The organism is Clavibacter michiganensis (genome assembly GCF_002151125.1).
In the GTDB taxonomy this organism is placed as follows: domain Bacteria; phylum Actinomycetota; class Actinomycetes; order Actinomycetales; family Microbacteriaceae; genus Clavibacter; species Clavibacter michiganensis_C.
Genome location: NZ_MDJZ01000005.1, coordinates 52,562 through 68,410 on the forward strand (window position 1 = coordinate 52,562; position 15,849 = coordinate 68,410).

Sequence of the window (15,849 nt, forward strand, 5' to 3'; positions counted from 1 at the left end):
GTCGGCTCAGCAGGTGGGCAGCGCGTCCAGGTCGCCGCCCGTCGAGACGGCCGCGAGCGCCTCGAGCGAGTCGTCGAGCGTCGAGACGGCGAAGACCCGCATCCCGTCGGGCACGTGCCCGTGCACCTCGTCGCAGTTGTCCGCGGGCGCGAGGAAGTACTCGGCACCGGCGCGCTCGGCGCCGAAGAGCTTCTGCCGGATCCCGCCGATGGGGCCGACCGTGCCGGCCGCGTCGATCGTGCCCGTGCCGGCGATGGCCTTCCCGCCGGTGAGCGAGCCCTCCTCCAGCTTGTCCATGATCCCGAGCGCGAACATCATGCCGGCGCTCGGCCCGCCGACGTCGTCGAGCTGGATGTCGACCTCGAACGGGAACTCGTAGTCGGTGGACGTGACGATGCCGATGACGGGGCGCCCGTCGCGCTCCGCGGGCGTGACCTCGACCGTGCTGTCCTGGCCGTCGCGCGTGATCCCGAAGGACAGCGGCGTGCTCGTGCCCGCGGCGGCGACGCGCGCCTGCAGGTCGGCGAGGTCGACCACGTCCCGGCCGTCGACCGTGCGGATCGCGTCGCCGGCGCGGAGGGGTCCGTCCGCCGCGGAGCCCTCGAGGACGCTCTGCACCTGGAGGGTGCGCGGCACGTCGATCCCGAGCTCGGTGAGGGCGGCGGCCACGGCGTCCTGCTGCGAGTCCGTCATCTGGACCTGGTTCTGGGCCTCGCGCTCCTCGGCCGTCTGGTCCGCCGGGAAGACGGCCTCCATCGGCACGACGCTCCGGCTCGGGTCGAGCCAGGCGGAGACGACCGCGAACCAGTCGGGGCGCTGGGCGGGGTTGCCGACCACGCTGACGGTGAGCATGTCGAGCCGGCCGTCCGTCGGGTAGGTGGTCCGGTCCGGGATGGAGATGAGCGGACGCTCGGTGCCCTCGTGGTCGCTCGTGCCCAGGGTGTCGAACACGGGCCCGGGCTGCTCGATGACGTACGGCGACGGCATGAGCCCCAGCGCGAGGGCGAGCACGGCGCCCGTGCCGGCGAGCACGCGGCCGACGCGGCGACGGCGCGGAGGCCGGGGGGCGCGGGGGGCGTGCTGGGCGAACAGGCTCATCCGGGATCCTCGCGGTCGGGGCGTCGGGCCGTCAGGCGGCCGGTCGACGGTGTCGTGGGCGGCCCTGCCGGCCGCTGTTCGCGGCGGGCGGAAGCCGCGACGGCTCAGCCTAGGCGAATGCGGATGGGTTTCCCGTGGGCGCGGGCTAGCGTGGATCCACCGGCCGCGGCACCGCGGTCCGGACCCCCTCGACACCCCGGGAGACCCTCCATGGCCGACGAGCCCACCCCGAATCCCGAGGACGAGTTCCGTCGCATGCTGGAGCGGTTCCTCGGCGCCGACGGGCAGATCGACCCGGACAAGCTCGCGGGGGCCGCGGGTCTGCCGCAGGACCCGGAGATGGTCCGCCAGCTCCTCGCCCAGCTCCAGGGCGCGCTCGCCAACACCGGCGACGGCGTCGACTGGAAGGTCGCGCGCGAGGGCGCCCGGCAGCTCGCGTCCGCCGAGCAGACGCAGGTCACCGCCGCCGCGTCCGCCCCGCTCGACCAGGCCTTCCAGGTCGCGGCGCTGTGGCTCGACGAGGTCACCTACGTCAGCCAGCTCACGGTCGCGCCGCGCCTCATCACCCGCGCGCAGTGGACGGAGCTCACCATGCCGGTGTGGACCCAGCTCGCCGAGCCCGTCGCGCTCAGCATCGCCGACTCCCTCACCGAGGTGCTCCAGCAGAACGCGCCCGAGGAGATGCAGGGCATGGTCGCGGGCGCCGGCCGCATGATGCGCAACCTCGGCGGAACGCTCTTCGCGATGCAGCTCGGCCAGGTGGTCGGGCAGCTGTCCACCGAGGTGGTGTCGGGCGGCGACGTGGGCATCCCGCTCCTCGACGACCAGCAGGCGGCGCTCCTGCCGCAGAACGTCGCGGCGTTCGGCGACGGCATCGACGTCTCGGACGACCAGGTGCAGATCTACCTCGCCGTGCGCGAGCTCGCCCACGCGCGCCTGTTCCGCCACGCCCGCTGGCTGCGTCTGCAGCTCATCACCTCCATCACGGAGTTCGCGAAGGGCGTGCACATCGACACCGAGCGGCTCGAGTCGCTCGCGGAGGGCTTCGACCCGTCGAACCCCGAGGAGCTCCGCCAGGCCATGGTCGACGGATCCCTCATCCCGCCGAAGACGGACGCGCAGCTCGCGGCCCTCGCCCGCCTGGAGACCATGCTCGCGCTCATCGAGGGCTGGGTCGACGTGGTCACGGCCGCGGCGACCGTGCGACTCCCCCGCGCGTCGGCCATCGCCGAGACCGTGCGCCGCCGCCGTGCGACGGGCGGGCCCGCGGAGTCCGCGTTCGCGACGCTCGTGGGCCTCGAGCTCCGACCGCGCCGGCTGCGCGAGGCCGCGGCCATGTGGCAGGCGGTCTCCGACGGCGTCGGCGCCGAGCAGCGCGACGCGCTCTGGTCGCACCCGGACGTGCTGCCCACCTCGGAGGACATCGACGCGCCGCACGCGCTCGTCGCGCGCCTGACGCAGGGCGAGCCCGAGCCCGACGAGGTCGACCAGGCGCTCGAGGACCTGCTGAGCGGATCCGACGCCGGACGCCCCGTGGAGGACGGCCAGGGCCGCGCCACCGAGCCGGGCGAGACGCCGGGCGACGGTCCGGACGAGGCGCCGGGGACGGATCCGCGTCCCGTCTGAGGCGCGACCCGCACCACCCGCCGAGGCCGGCGCCGCTCCCGCGGTGCCGGCCTCGCGCACGTCCCCCCGCTCCCCTCTCTTCCGCCACGCCTCCTCGCGGATCCGGCCTGTGGACGCGCCCCGCGGGATCGACGCCGCTCGGGCACTCTCCGCGCCCATGGCCATCCGCATCGATCCCCGCCTCCCGCTCGTCTGGCGCACGCCGGACTCCCTCCAGCTCGGCGTCGACCGCCCGCCCGTCGTGCTCACGCACGTGTCGCGGCTCGACGAACGGCTGCTCGACGCGCTCCGCCACGGCATCAGCCGCGGCGGGCTCGACATGATCGCCGCGACCGAGGGCGCCGGCCCCGCGCACGTGACGCAGCTGCTCGAGCTGGTGCGGCCGGCGCTCCTGCCGCCGCGCGACCCGGGATCCGCGTCCCGCGACGACCCGGGTCTCCCCCGCCGGGCGCGCACCGGCCCGGTCGCGGTCGTCGGCGGCGGCCCGACCGCGGACCGCGTCGCCGACGCCCTCGCCCGCGCCGGGCACGACGTGGCGCTGCGCCGCATGGCCGACGACGCCGATCCGCGCACGGCCCTCGCCGTGATCGTCGCCCACTTCGCCATCGCCCCGGCCGTGTACGGGCGCTGGTCCCGGGAGGACGTGCCGCACCTGCCGGTGGTCCTCGGCGACCGGCACGCCGTCGTCGGCCCGCTGGTCGAACCGGGGCGGACGGCCTGCTGCTACTGCCTCGACCTCGGGCGGCGCGACGCGGATCCGGCCTGGCCCGCCATCGCGACGCAGCTGCTCGGGCGCGACAGCGGATCCGAGGCGGGGCTCGTGCCCGCCGAGCTCGCGGCCCTCGCCGCCCGGCCCGCGGACCGGCTGCTGACGACGGGCGAGAACGCGCTCGCGACGCACCAGGCGGTGCTCGACGTGCGGACGGGCAGGATCACGCGCCGCGCTTCGCGCCCCCACCCGCGATGCGGGTGTCGAGCTCTGCCAGGAACCGCGACGGCTCCCGCTGACCGGATCGATGGGGTCCGCTCCGGCTCCAGGACAGCCGCAGCCCGGAGCGCGCTCGCGTGATCCCCACGTAGAGGAGGCGCCGCTCCTCGTCCACCGCCTCGAGCGTCTGCGCGTAGCTGATGGGCACGAGCCCCTCGCTCAGCCCCATCAGGTAGACGTGCTCCCACTCGAGGCCCTTGGCGGAGTGCAGGGTCGCGAGCGTGACGGCCGAGACGGTCGGCTCGTGCTGCCCGGCCTGGCGCTCGAGCAGCTCGTCGGTGAAGGCGCGGAAGGTGCTGCCGGCGGGCATGCGCTCGGCGAGGCCCATGATCGCGTCGAGCGACTCCCAGCGGTCGCGCACGGCGCCCTGCTGCTCGGGCGGCTGCTGGCTCCAGCCGAGGCCGCGGAGCACGTCGCTCACCGACTTGAACAGCGGCTCGCCGGAGATGGAGACGGATGCGCCGCGGAGCGCGAGGAGCGCCTGCTTGATCTCGGGGCGGTCGAAGAAGCGCTGGGAGCCGCGCACCTGGTAGCTCACGCCGGCGTCGCCGAGCGCCTGCTCGAGCACGGCGGACTGGCCGTTCATCCGGTACAGCACCGCGATGTCCTCGGGCGCGATGCCCGACTGGATCTGCTGGGCGATCGCGCCCGCGATGGCCCGCGCCTCGGCGCCGTCGGACGGGAACGCGCTCACCTGGGGCGCCCGGAAGCCCTCGCCGCGGCCGGGCACGGCGGCGGATCCCCCGCCCTTCGCGGGCGGGGAGGCCGTCCCCGTGCCGTCGCCGTCGGGATCCGCGTCCGCCGAGACGAGCGTGAGCGCCCCCGGCCGGCCGCGCATGAGCCGGTTCGCCGCCTCCGTGATGCCCGAGGTCGAGCGGTAGTTGCGCTCGAGCCGCACCACGGTGGACTCGGGGAAGCGCGAGGCGAAGTCGAGGAGGTAGGCGCTCTTCGCGCCCGCGAACGAGTAGATGGTCTGGCTGGCGTCGCCGACCACGCAGAGGTCGCGGCGGTCGCCCATCCAGAGGTCGAGGATCGTCTGCTGCAGGGGCGAGACGTCCTGGTACTCGTCGACCACGAAGAAGCGGTACTGCTCCCGCACCTGCTGCGCGACCCAGGGCTCCGCCTCGATCATGCCGGCGGTGGCGAGCAGCACGTCCTCGAAGTCGAGCTGGCGGCGCTGGTCCTTGATGTCCTCGTACGCCTGGAGCAGGGCGACGGCCTGGTCGGCGTCGAGCTGCGGCGGGAGCGTGCGGGTCGTGCGCGCGGCGAGGCCGTACTCCTCGACGGAGATCATCGAGACCTTGCGCCACTCGACCTCGGCGGCCATGTCGCGGAGCGCTGCCGTGTCGAGCCGGAGGCGCAGCGACTCCGCGGCGTGCCCGAGCATGCGGCCCTTGCTCTCGATGAGGCGCGGCATCGTGCCGCCGACGACCTGCGGCCAGAAGAAGTTGAGCTGCTTGAGGGCCGCGGCGTGGAAGGTGCGCGCGGCCACGGGACCGGCGCCGAGCTCGCGCAGGCGACCGCGCAGCTCGGCCGCGGCGCGCGAGGTGAAGGTGAGCGCCATGACGCGGTTGGGCGGGTAGACGCCGGCCTGGATCCCGTAGGCGATGCGGTGCGTGATGGCGCGCGTCTTGCCGGTGCCGGCGCCCGCGAGGACGACGACGGGGCCGAGGAGCGCCTGGGCGGCGAGGCGCTGCTGGTCGTCGAGCGCCTCGAGCAGGGTCTCGGCGGTGGGCGCCTCCGCCGTCTCCTCGTCGGGCGCCGCGTCGGCGGGCCCGACGGCGATGGGCGCGGGGAGGGGGCGGGACGCGCCCGATCCGTAGGGGTCGCGCCCGGGCGTGCCGGGGACGAGCTGGTCGGTCACGATCGGCGGATCACCACTCCCGCTCGCCGTCCTCGAGCGGTCCGCCGTACCACTCCTCGATGATGGCGCGCGCGATGGACGACGGACCGGGCAGGGCGATCTCGCCGAGCGACGCCCGCAGCTCCGCGCGGCTGAACCAGCGCAGGTCGATGATCTCGGTGCCGTCGGGCGTCGCGGGACCGCTCGTCGCGGAGACGCGCGCGAGGAACCCGACCATGACGGACGCGGGGAACGGCCACGGCTGGCTGCCGAGGTAGCGCGGGTCCTCGACGGTGACGCCGGACTCCTCCAGCACCTCGCGCTTCACGGCAGCCTCGAACGACTCCCCCGGCTCGACGAAGCCCGCGAGGAGCGAGTACCGGTCGCCGCCCCACATGGCGTTGGCGCCGAGGAGCAGGCGGTCGTCCGCATCGACGACGCCCATGATCACCGCGGCGTCGGTGCGGGGGAAGACCTGCGAGCCGTCGGAGGGGGCGCGGCGCACCCAGCCGCCCTGCTCGACGACGGTCGGCTCGCCCGTCCTGGGCGAGAACGGATGGGAGGCGTGCCAGTTCGCGGTGGCGAGGGCCGTCGTGAAGAGCGCGGCGTCGCGGTCGTCGAGCTGCGTGGCCGTGGTGCGCAGCTCCAGCCAGCGCTCCTCGGCGGGCTCGAGCTCCCGCGCGGCGGCGTCGGTGAGCACCGCGGCGACGACGGGCGTGCCGGCAGGCTCCCCCTCGTGGGCGACGGTGGTGCGGCCGAGGTAGATGCGGATCGTCGCGGCGGTGACGCGGTCGACCGTCAGCAGGTCGAGGGCGGCCAGGCCGTCGGCGGCGGATCCGAGCGCGCGGTGGCCGTGCAGCGGGAGGACGCGCGTGGCGGGGTCCGCCCACAGGTCGTCGAACAGGGCCGGCGAGTCGCGGTTGAGGCCGTCGCGGTCGACGCCCTCGCGGGACAGGGGCAGACGGGAGAGGAAGCTGTCGAGCACGGGTGACCAATCGACTTCGGGGGCGGACGGGCCGAGGGGCGGAGACGGCGGGGCCGATGGTCCGCCCACGGTGCGCGTGTGGGGCCGGAAGCGCGTGGCGCGGTGAGGCGGAGGGCTCCCAGCGACCTAACCTGTAAGGCATGGCCAGATCCCACCTCACTCTAGCCGCGTTGGCGACCTCGGCCGTCTCGGGGCTCGACGTGGTCCGCAGCTCCCCGTTCACGGCCGGCGGCGCGGGCGACTTCGACTCCGCGCTCCTCTCGACCCGGGACGGGCGCGAGCTCCTCGTGCGCGTGCCGACCACGCAGGCCGCCGAGTCCGAGCAGTCCGCGGACCTCGTGGCGCTGCGGGCGCTGAGCACCGGGATCCGCTCGCGGCTGCCGTTCCAGGTGCCCGAGTTCCTGGGGCAGGCGCCCATCAAGCCGACCCGCGGCTTCGTCTACGAGCACGTGCCCGGTCGCGTCATCTCGCTCGACGAGATCCCCGCGGGCGACGGCCTGGCGCGCGCCATCGGCGCCGCCGTCTCCGCCGTGCACAGCCTGCCGACCGGGTTCGTCGCGGACGCCGGGCTGCCCGTGCTCTCGGCCGCCGAGATCCACAGCCAGACCGCGGCGCTCATCGACCGGGCCGCGGCCACCGCGCTCGTGCCCAGCCTGCTGCTCTCGCGCTGGGAGGAGGCGCTCGACGACCAGTCGCTCTGGCAGTTCCAGCCGGCGGTCGTGAACGGCGCCGTGCAGGCGTCGTCGTTCCTCGTCGACGGCGACGCCGTGACCGGCATGATCGGCTGGTCCGAGCTCCGGGTCGCCGACCCCGCGCACGACCTGCACTGGGTGCTGGGCGCGCGCGCCGAGCACGTGGCCGAGAGCGTCTTCCGCGCCTACAACGCCGCGCACCACGTGACGGTCGACCGGCAGCTCAAGCAGCGGGCCCTCCTCTACGCCGAGCTCGAGATCGCCCGCTGGCTCCTGCACGGCACCGACACGCGCAACCAGGGGATCATCGACGACGCCGTCAACATGCTCAGCGCGCTCGTCGACACGGTGCGCGCCGACGAGGGCCAGCGCATCGCGCACGAGACGCTGCCCGTGATGGACGTCGACCAGGTCGAGGAGATGCTCGACTCGCGGCCTCAGCCCACGGTCTCCCCCGACGGCGCACGCGACGCGTCCGGCGTGCGCGCGCCCGACCAGAGCCCCACGAGGTCCTCCTCGGAGTAGAGCCGCTCCGGCTTCAGCGACCGGTCCTCGGCGACGAAGTAGAACTCCGCGTCGATGAGGTCCGGGTCGATGCCCCGCCACTTCGCGAACGCGAGGCGGTAGAGCGCGAGCTGCAGCTGCTTGAGCTCGAGGTCGGCCGCGTCCTTCGGGGTGCGGCCGGTCTTCCAGTCGACGACGCGGTAGCGGCCGTCGATGAGGAAGACCGCGTCGATCTTGCAGATGACGACCTGGCCGGCGAGCTCCATGTGGATCTCGACCTCCACCTCCTCCGGCTTCCGGCTCGCCCATTCGCTCGCTTCGAACGTCGCGCGCAGCCGGTCGAGGTCCGCCTGCTCGACGGGCGGCTCGGTCGGATCCTGGTCGAGCTCGACGCCGGACGCGTCGATGACGTCGGCCGTGCCCGCGGGCCCGTAGCGGGACTCGACCCAGCCGTGGAAGAGCGTGCCGAGCCGGGTCTGCCGGTAGGGCCGCTCCGGCATGGGGCGGCGCAGGCGCGCGGCGACGCCCGCGGGGTCGCTCACGAAGTCCTTGAAGCGCGACGCGGGGATGCGCGTGGGCAGGTCGACCAGCTCGGCGTCCCGGGCGCGGGCGTCGCGCTCGGCGAGGAGCAGGTCGATGTCGCGGGTCCAGACGGTCTCCGCCCGGGGATCCGCGACGGCGACGGCCTCCGCGGCCGCGCGGACGCGGGCCTCGCGCGGGCCGAGCGGCGGGAGCGGCCAGGCGACGCGCGCGGATCCGGGCTCGTGCGGGTTCTCCTCCAGCTCCGGCGCCTCGGGGAGCGCGTCGGGCCCGATGAGGCCGACCTCCTGGATCTCGCAGAGGAACGCGCCCGGGCCCCGCGGCTTCTGCTGCGTGGACCAGAACGAGCCCGTGAGCAGCAGGTCGGAGCGCGTGCGCGTCACGGCGACGTACGCGAGCCGGCGCTGCTCGGCCGCGTTCCGCTCCTCCAGCTCCTCGCCGAACGCCTCCATCGCCTCGGCGAACTCCTTCTGCGTCTCCACGCCGCGCCACGCGAGCGACGGCAGCTCGGCGGAGTCGCCGCGGAACTCGAACGGCAGCGCGCCGAACGCGACCCAGCCCCTCTTCTCCCGCAGCGTGCCGGGCAGCTCGCCGTCGACCATGCGCGGCACGGCGACGACGTCCCACTCGAGGCCCTTGGATCCGTGGATGGTGAGGATCTGGACGGTGCCGGGCTCCGGCTCCTCGGTGCGCGGCGCGAGGTTGTCGCGCCGCTCCGCCTCGGCGAGCCAGGCGAGGAACGGGCCGAGCGTGCCCGCGGAGTCGCCCTGGAGGTAGCCGGCCACCTGCTCGGTGAAGGCCTCGAGGCTCGCGCGGCCGAGCGGATCCGTCTCGTTGGCGGCGACCTCGATGTCGAGCAGCAGCTCCTGCTGCACGACCGTGACGAGGTCCACCAGGTCCAGCCCGACGCGGGAGCGGAGGACCTGGAGCTGGCGGCCGGCGGCGCGGAGGCGCGCGAGGCCCTCCTCGCTGAAGGCCGCGAGCGCCGTGTGGCCCTCGCGGGCGCCGACGACGAAGTCGAGCGCGTCGACGACGGATCCGACCTCGTCGGGCACCACGGAGGCCCGGAGTCCGTCGCGCACCTCGTCGGCGAGCGGCTTCTGCGCGTGGTCCCGGGACATCAGCCACGAGGCGACGCGGGACAGCGCGTGCACGTCCTTCGTGCCGATCCGCCAGCGCGCGCCCGTGAGCAGGCGCACCAGCTCGCTGCCCGCGGTGGGGTCGTGCAGCACGCGGAGCACGCAGACGAGGTCGACCACGGCCGGCTGGTCGAGCAGGCCGCCGAGCCCGAGCACGCGGAACGGGACGCCGCGGTCGGCGAGCGCCGTGGTGAACGGCTCGATGGTCTTGAGCGAGCGGCAGAGCATCGCAGCCGAGCGCGGACGTCCGTCGGATCCCGTCTGCCGCAGTCGGTCCGCGAACCACGCGGCGACGCTCGCGGCCTCGTCCGCGACGGTCTCCTCGTAGGCGACGTCGAGGCGGCCGTCGCCCGCGTCGGGCCGGGGCTCCAGCCGCGCCACGGGAATGCGCGACGCCGCGGTGAGCGGCTCGACGATGCGGTTGGCGGCGCCGAGCACGGACGCCGGGTTCCGCCAGCTGGTGGACAGCGCGTAGACGGGCACGTCGGCGGCGCCCGCGCCCGGGGGCGCGAAGTCGGCGCCGAAGCGCGCGAGGTTCGCCGCGCTCGCGCCGCGCCAGCCGTAGATGGACTGGTGCGGATCCCCCACGGCCATGACGGGGGTGCCGCCGAACAGGGTGGACAGGAGCCGCGTCTGCACGACCGAGGTGTCCTGGTACTCGTCGAGCAGCACCACGCGGAAGCGCGCGCGATGCTCCGCCACGACCTGCGGCACGCGCTCGCAGATGGCGAGGGCGAAGGCGACCTGGTCGCTGTACTCGACGAGCCCGCGCCGGGTCTTCTCCTCCTGGAACCGCACGGCGAGGTCGACGAGCGGCGGCAGCGCGCCCACGGCGGCGACCGCGTCGGCGGCGGGAGCCTTGCGGATGCGGGCGGATCCGAACGGCAGCTCCTCGAGGCGCGTGAACGACGCCGCGAGGCGCACGACCTCGGTCGGATCCGCGACGTTCTCGCTCATCGCCCGGCTGAGGGAGATGACGGCCTGGGTGATGGGATCCACGCCGCGGCCGAGCTCGAGCAGCCGTGGGTCGGTGCTCTCGACGACGAGCCGGCGCGCGAGCTGCCACGCGGACGCCTCCGTGAGCACGACCGACTCCGACTCGCGGCCGATGAGGGTGGCGCTGTCGCGGAAGATGCCGTTGGCGAAGGCGTTGTAGGTCTGCACGGTGGGCGTCGCGAACGCGTCCGCGGGGGCGGCCGCGAGGCCGGCCTGCTGCAGCTGCTCGATGCGCGCCCGGATCCGGACCCCGAGCTCGCCCGCGGCCTTGCGCGTGAAGGTGAGGCCGAGGATCTCCTCGACGCCCACGTGCCCGTTCGCGAGCAGCCACACGACGCGGCTCGCCATCGTCTCGGTCTTGCCGCTGCCGGCGCCCGCGACCACGAGGCCGGGCTCGAGCGGCGACTCGATGACGCGCCGCTGCTGCTCCGTGGGGCTCGGCAGGCCGAGCGTCTCCGCGATGCGGCGGGCGCTGACCATGCCGCCCTCGGCCGCGACGCCCCGGGCCTCGCCGGTCGCGTCGGTCGCGCCGGTCGCCTCGGTGCCGCCCATGCCGGCGCCGCTCATGCCGACACCGCCCGCACGAGGTGGATGCGGTAGCGCCGGGCCGACCCCGGATCCCGCTCCCCCAGGTCCGGCGTGCCCTCGAAGCTCGCGCCCGCCATGCCCTCGGCGGCCTCGGCGATGCGCGCGCGGAACGCGTCGAGCTCCTCCCGCGTGAGCGGCTCCTGCGGCAGCTCGCGGTAGGGCAGGCCGCGCGTGCCGCCCGAGACGTACAGCAGCTTCGCGCCGCCGGACGGCGTGCCGGCGGGCACCTGCTCGAGCGAGCCCTCCACGTAGGCGAGCTGGTAGGAGCCGAGCTGCGCGTGCGCGGGGATCTCGGCGCGGGTCGGGTGGTGCCGGCCGGTCTTGAGGTCGACGATGACCACGCGGCCCCCCTCGGTGAGCTCGATGCGGTCGATCTTCCCCCGGAGGCGCGCGACGCCCACCTCCAGCTCGAAGCCGCCCTCGGCCGCGAGCATGCGCCCGCCGGCGCCCTCGAAGTCGCGCAGGTACCCGCTGACGCCCGCGATGAGCTGGCCGGCCTGCCGCCGCTCGCGCTCCCCCACCCAGGGCGACTCGAAGGGCAGCTCCCCCCAGCGCTCGTCGAGCCGCGCCTCGAGGGCGGGCGGGCGGAGGTCGGCGTCGGGATCGAGGCTCGCCTCCTCCATGACGGCGTGCACGATCGTGCCGATGCCCATGGCGGTGCTCGTGGATCCGCCGGACGCCTGGTCGATGAACCAGTTCAGCGGCGAGCGCTCGAAGGCCTCGAGCCGCGACGGTGACACGGGGACGCGGGCGTCGGGATCGGTGAGGTCGACGACGGGCTCCGTGGTCGACGGCTCCCGCAGGCCGTACCACTCGGCCGGATCCGCTCCCGTGACGCCCTCCGCGGCGAGCCGGGCGAGCGCGGAGGCGGCGGCGAGGCCGCGCTCCCGCGTGGCGTCGGCGGGCCGGCGGGCCGTGCGATCGCCGGAGACGACGCGGCCGTCCTCGAGCAGCACGGCGTCGCGGTGCACGACCGCGAGCTCGCGCCGGAGTGCGCCGACGAGCCCGCGGAGAGACAGCGGGTGATCGGGCCGGATCCGCAGCGCGGCCGGCGCGTCCTTCGCCACCCGCCCCGCCTCGGCGCCGGCCTCCGCCTCGGCGACGCCGGGCGCGGGCGGCACGAGCCGGAGGAACGGCGACGGCGCCTCCTCGTCGTTGGCGGTGGCGCTGAGGACCACGACGCGCGACGCCCGGGAGACGGCGAGCGCGAGCATCCGCAGCTCGTCGCCGAGCACCTCGGCCCGCTCGTCGACGTCGGCCCGGTCGAGGCCGCGCGCGACGGCTGACAGGCGCTGGGGGTGCAGCAGGGATCCGCGCAGCCGCAGGTTCGGCCACACCCCCTCCTGCAGCGCGGCGACCGCGACCACCTCGTACCCGGCGCCGACGACCGCGGACGGCGTGGCCACGAGCACGGTGTCGGCGAGCGGCTGCGGCGAGAGCGTGTCCTCGGGCACCTCGGCGCCGAGCAGCTCCTCCACGAAGTCGGACGCGGGACGGCCCGGGTTCCGCTCCACGAACCGCCGGGCCGCCGTGAACAACGCGACCACGCCGTCGAGGTCGCGGTTGGCCTGATCCGCCACGATCCCCGTCTGCAGCGCCTGCTCGAACCACGGCGTCGCGAGCTTCGAGCCCTCCCACAGGTGCCAGAGCAGCTCCTCGATGGTGCCGTCGGCGGAGGCGAGTCCGCGGGCGCCCTCGACCGTGCGGGCGAGCCGGGCGAGGCGACGTGCGGGCGCGAGGTCGAACGTCTCCAGGCGGCCCGGCGCGGCGAGGGCCTCGACGAGCAGCTCGTCGCTCGACCGGTGGCCGTCGCCCGCGAGCTCCTCCTGGCGCATCGCGAGGCGGAGCCGCCGGAGCTGGACCCCGTCGAGGCCGCCGAGCGGACCCGTGGCGAGCTCGGCCGCGATGTCCGGCGTGAGCGGCACGCGGCCGAGCACCACGTCGACCGCCCGGATGAGGGCGAGCGCGGCGAGGTCGTCGCGGAGCGCGCGCCCGGCGACGGCCGTGCGCGTGGGGACCTCGGCGGTCGCGAGGCTGCGGGCGACCTGGGGCACGAGGGATCCGGAGCGCACGAGCACGACCATGCGCGCCCACGGCACACCGCCCAGCAGGTGCTCCTCGCGGAGGCGCCGGGCGAGGCGCGCGAGCTCCAGAGCGCGCGTCGGCGCCTCGATGACCTGGATCGGGTCGGCGTCGTCGACGAGCCCCGCCGCGGATCCCGCCTGCCGCTGCCGCCCCGCGCCGGCCGCGCCGATGCGGGCCGTGACGGCGGACGTGAGCGCGCGGAGCGCGGGCGGCTGCCGATGTACGCGGTCGAGGACGAGCGTGCGGAGGCCGGGCAGTCCGAGCACGGTGGAGAGGCGGCCGAGCGCCGACGCCTCCGCGCCGCGGAAGGTGGCCGCCGCGACATCCGGGTCGCCGAACGCCACCACGTCCGCGCCGCGCGCCGCGAGCGCCCGGAGGAGGGAGAGGGTCGCGACGGTCGCCTCGTGCAGGTCGTCGGCGACGACCAGGCGGATCCCCGTGAGCGCCTCGCCCCGGGACACGAGCAGCACGGCCTCCGCGAGCAGCTCGGCGCTGTCGAGGTGGTCGCCGCGGAAGGAGTCGACGACGTCCTCGTACTCGCGGGCGAACTCCGCCGCGGCGATCCACTCGGGCACGTCGTGCGCCAGGCCGAGCCCGGCGAGGGCGTCCGGCCGCACGCCCTCCTCGGTGGCGCGCATGAGCAGCTCGCGGAGCTCGGTGCGGAAGGCGCGCAGCCGGCGCACCTCGACGCCGAGCGGATCCGGCCACGCGGGCCCGGTGCCCCGCTCCTCGTGCCCGGCGAGCAGGTCGCCGATGATCTGGTCCTGCTCGGCGCCCGTGAGCAGCCGCGGCGGCTCGGTGCCGGTCTCGGCCGCGCGGCGCGCGAGCACCTCGAACGCGACGGACGTGGCCGTGCGCGCGAGCGGCCCGAGCGTGGGCACGCCCACCCGGAGCGCGAGCTCGTCGCGGAGGCGCGTGGCGGCGGCGCGCGACGGGGCGAGCACCAGGACCTCGGCGGGGTCGAGCCTCTGCACGAGGATCCGCTCGGCGACGAGCTCCCGCAGCGTGGTGGTGCGCCCGGAGCCCGGCGCGCCGATGACCGCGGCGCTGACCCCCACGGGCAGCTCCACGACGGCGCGCTGCGACGGGTCCAGCTCGACCGCGGGGGCCGGGTCGTCGGCGACGGAGGCGGGCTGCTGGCGAAATCCCCTGATGGTCACGCGCCCACGCTACCGGCGGCCTCCGACGGCGGCGGATCCGCGGATCCGCGCCCGCCCGTCCGCCCTCAGTGAACGCCGCCGGGCCGCGTGCGCGGGTGCCCTAGCCTGAGGGAGCACCGTCGCATCCGACGCATCGAAAGGCACCTCCCGTGGAAATCCGTATCGGCCTCGTCAACACCGCCCGCGAGCTCTCCTTCAGCACCAAGCAGACGCCCGAGGAGGTCCAGGAGACCGTCGCCGCGGCCGTCCGCGACGCCGCGCCCTTCATCTCGTTCACCGACGACAAGGGCGCGACGCACCTCGCGGTCACCGCCCACCTCGCCTACGTGGAGCTCGGCAGCGCCGACGCCCCGCGCATCGGCTTCGTCCGCTAGCCCGACGTCCGTGGAGCTCCTGTTCGTCGCGATCTTCGGTGCCCTCATCGGCCTCGTCGCGCGCTAGGCGCTCCCCCACCGCGCCACGCACGGCGCGCTGCTGGTCCCCGCCGTCGGCACCATCGCCGCCATGGTCGCGTGGATCGCCCTCACCTGGGCGGGCCTCCGCTGGGACCAGGGCGTCATCTGGATCGCGACGCTCGCGCTCTCGGCGCTCGTCGCGGCGGGCGTCGACCTCGCGATCGGGCGGCGGAGGTCCTCCGCGGACGCCCGCGACCTGGCCGCCATCGGCGGCTGACCGCTCCCGCACGACACGACGCCCGGACCCCATGCGGGTCCGGGCGTCGTCGTCTGCGCCACGGCTGTCCTCGACTCCCGCCGACGGCCCGCGACGACGCGCGCGGTCAGGCCGGCGGTCCCGCAGGCCGTCAGGCCGGTCGGGCCGTCGTGCCGATCAGGCCGTCAGGCCGAGCGCGTCCATCCGCCGGGTGTGCGACGTGATGATCCCCGCGAACACGGGCTCGAGGTGCACGCGCGCGTCGTCCGGGTCGGCGAGGGTCGCCCGCATGGCGGTGCCCGCGACGAGGAGCGTGTCGCCGACGAGGCGGCGGCCCCACATGGCGAGGCGCGAGGCGAGGCGCGGGTCCCGGCGGATCCCGGCGCGCACGGCGTCGACGATGCCCTGCTGCCCCACGCCGGAGGACAGCAGCACCACGACCCGCTGCCGCTGATCCGAGGGCAGGCCGGAGGCCAGGCGCACGAAGAAGTCGTCGAGGAGCCCCGTGGTGATGTACGCGGAGAGCAGGCACTCGTACCAGTCCGCGCCCGCGACGGTGCCGGCGAACCGGTCGAACGCGGCGCGGTGCGGCTCCATGACGACGCTCGGGTCGCCGTCCAGCCGCTTGATCTCCGCGGCGAGCGCCTGGTGCTTGCCGAGCGCGATGCCTGCCGCCGTCGAGACGGCCTCCTTGGCCGCGAGGTCCGGTGCCTCGGCGACGGCGCGCGACAGCGTCTCGAAGACCGTGAGCTGCAGGTACGCGACCGCGCCGAGGAAGCGGAGGGTGTCGGGCGAGAAGTCGTCGACGCTCACGGTCGGCGACGAGGATCGACGCTTCGACTCGCCGCGGGAACGGACCCGGGGCGCCTCGATCGTCGTCGACCGGCGTCCGAACATCTTGAGCACCTCGCCAGTGTAAAGGGCGTCGGAGGAGCCCGACGGGCCCCCGACCGC

At 75.5% G+C, this 15,849-nt stretch carries 10 protein-coding genes and 1 pseudogene; 5 read left to right on the top strand and 6 right to left on the bottom strand.

The window, feature by feature from the left end; genetic code table 11:
* Window positions 1-6 precede the first annotated feature (6 nt).
* Window positions 7-1,098 carry a YlbL family protein gene (locus BFL37_RS02845; RefSeq protein WP_086513661.1) on the bottom strand — a complete coding sequence of 364 codons (1,092 nt, stop codon included), beginning with the start codon at window positions 1,096-1,098 and terminating at the stop codon, window positions 7-9.
* 210 nt (window positions 1,099-1,308) lie between these two features.
* Here BFL37_RS02845 and BFL37_RS02850 point away from each other — a divergent pair, with 210 nt between their 5' ends.
* Both BFL37_RS02850 and BFL37_RS14665 read left to right on the top strand, forming a co-directional pair.
* Window positions 1,309-2,724, top strand: coding sequence for a zinc-dependent metalloprotease (locus BFL37_RS02850; RefSeq protein ID WP_086513662.1), 1,416 nt, complete (start codon window positions 1,309-1,311; stop codon window positions 2,722-2,724).
* A gap of 547 nt (window positions 2,725-3,271) precedes the next feature.
* Window positions 3,272-3,670 (top strand): annotated as a pseudogene (locus BFL37_RS14665) (TOMM precursor leader peptide-binding protein); the annotation flags it as partial.
* On the opposite strand, the gene BFL37_RS02860 reads toward BFL37_RS14665, so the two are convergent.
* Both BFL37_RS02860 and nudC read right to left on the bottom strand, forming a co-directional pair.
* Window positions 3,657-5,576 carry an ATP-dependent helicase gene (locus BFL37_RS02860; RefSeq protein WP_086513663.1) on the bottom strand — a complete coding sequence of 640 codons (1,920 nt, stop codon included), beginning with the start codon at window positions 5,574-5,576 and terminating at the stop codon, window positions 3,657-3,659. The pseudogene BFL37_RS14665 and the gene BFL37_RS02860 overlap by 14 nt on opposite strands.
* Window positions 5,577-5,586: 10 nt before the next feature.
* Window positions 5,587-6,540, bottom strand: a complete 954-nt coding sequence (gene nudC, locus BFL37_RS02865; RefSeq protein WP_086513664.1) for an NAD(+) diphosphatase — start codon at window positions 6,538-6,540, stop codon at window positions 5,587-5,589.
* A gap of 140 nt (window positions 6,541-6,680) precedes the next feature.
* On the opposite strand from nudC, the gene BFL37_RS02870 reads away from it, so the two are divergent.
* Complete coding sequence (locus BFL37_RS02870; RefSeq protein ID WP_086513665.1) at window positions 6,681-7,757, top strand: phosphotransferase; 1,077 nt, start codon at window positions 6,681-6,683, stop codon at window positions 7,755-7,757.
* Here the strand turns inward: BFL37_RS02870 and BFL37_RS02875 are convergent.
* Window positions 7,670-10,978, bottom strand: coding sequence for a UvrD-helicase domain-containing protein (locus BFL37_RS02875; protein WP_431305849.1), 3,309 nt, complete (start codon window positions 10,976-10,978; stop codon window positions 7,670-7,672). The two genes, BFL37_RS02870 and BFL37_RS02875, sit on opposite strands and share 88 nt — an antisense overlap.
* Window positions 10,975-14,244 (bottom strand): ATP-dependent helicase, encoded by a 3,270-nt coding sequence (locus tag BFL37_RS02880; protein WP_086513666.1) that lies wholly within the window; start codon window positions 14,242-14,244, stop codon window positions 10,975-10,977. The genes BFL37_RS02875 and BFL37_RS02880 overlap by 4 nt, the downstream gene beginning before the upstream one ends.
* A gap of 149 nt (window positions 14,245-14,393) precedes the next feature.
* Here BFL37_RS02880 and BFL37_RS02885 point away from each other — a divergent pair, with 149 nt between their 5' ends.
* Together BFL37_RS02885 and BFL37_RS14670 are read left to right on the top strand one after the other, a co-directional pair.
* On the top strand, window positions 14,394-14,618 hold the full coding sequence (locus BFL37_RS02885) for a DUF3107 domain-containing protein (protein WP_086513667.1): 225 nt from the start codon (window positions 14,394-14,396) through the stop codon (window positions 14,616-14,618).
* A 130-nt stretch (window positions 14,619-14,748) separates the two neighbouring features.
* On the top strand, window positions 14,749-14,916 hold the full coding sequence (locus BFL37_RS14670) for a hypothetical protein (RefSeq protein ID WP_241533818.1): 168 nt from the start codon (window positions 14,749-14,751) through the stop codon (window positions 14,914-14,916).
* A 156-nt stretch (window positions 14,917-15,072) separates the two neighbouring features.
* Here the strand turns inward: BFL37_RS14670 and BFL37_RS02895 are convergent, their stop codons facing one another.
* Window positions 15,073-15,792, bottom strand: coding sequence for a ferritin-like fold-containing protein (locus tag BFL37_RS02895; protein WP_241533857.1), 720 nt, complete (start codon window positions 15,790-15,792; stop codon window positions 15,073-15,075).
* Window positions 15,793-15,849: the final 57 nt, after the last annotated feature.

What these genes read in the sequence shown, in the direction of transcription:
- BFL37_RS02895 (WP_241533857.1), bottom strand. Translation starts at nt 15,792, where the DNA reads ATGTTCGGACGCCGGTCGACGACGATCGAGGCGCCCCGGGTCCGTTCC.
- BFL37_RS14670 (WP_241533818.1), top strand. Translation starts at nt 14,749, where the DNA reads ATGGTCGCGTGGATCGCCCTCACCTGGGCGGGCCTCCGCTGGGACCAG.
- BFL37_RS02875 (WP_431305849.1), bottom strand. Translation starts at nt 10,978, where the DNA reads ATGAGCGGCGCCGGCATGGGCGGCACCGAGGCGACCGGCGCGACCGAC.
- BFL37_RS02845 (WP_086513661.1), bottom strand. Translation starts at nt 1,098, where the DNA reads ATGAGCCTGTTCGCCCAGCACGCCCCCCGCGCCCCCCGGCCTCCGCGC.
- BFL37_RS02870 (WP_086513665.1), top strand. Translation starts at nt 6,681, where the DNA reads ATGGCCAGATCCCACCTCACTCTAGCCGCGTTGGCGACCTCGGCCGTC.
- BFL37_RS02850 (WP_086513662.1), top strand. Translation starts at nt 1,309, where the DNA reads ATGGCCGACGAGCCCACCCCGAATCCCGAGGACGAGTTCCGTCGCATG.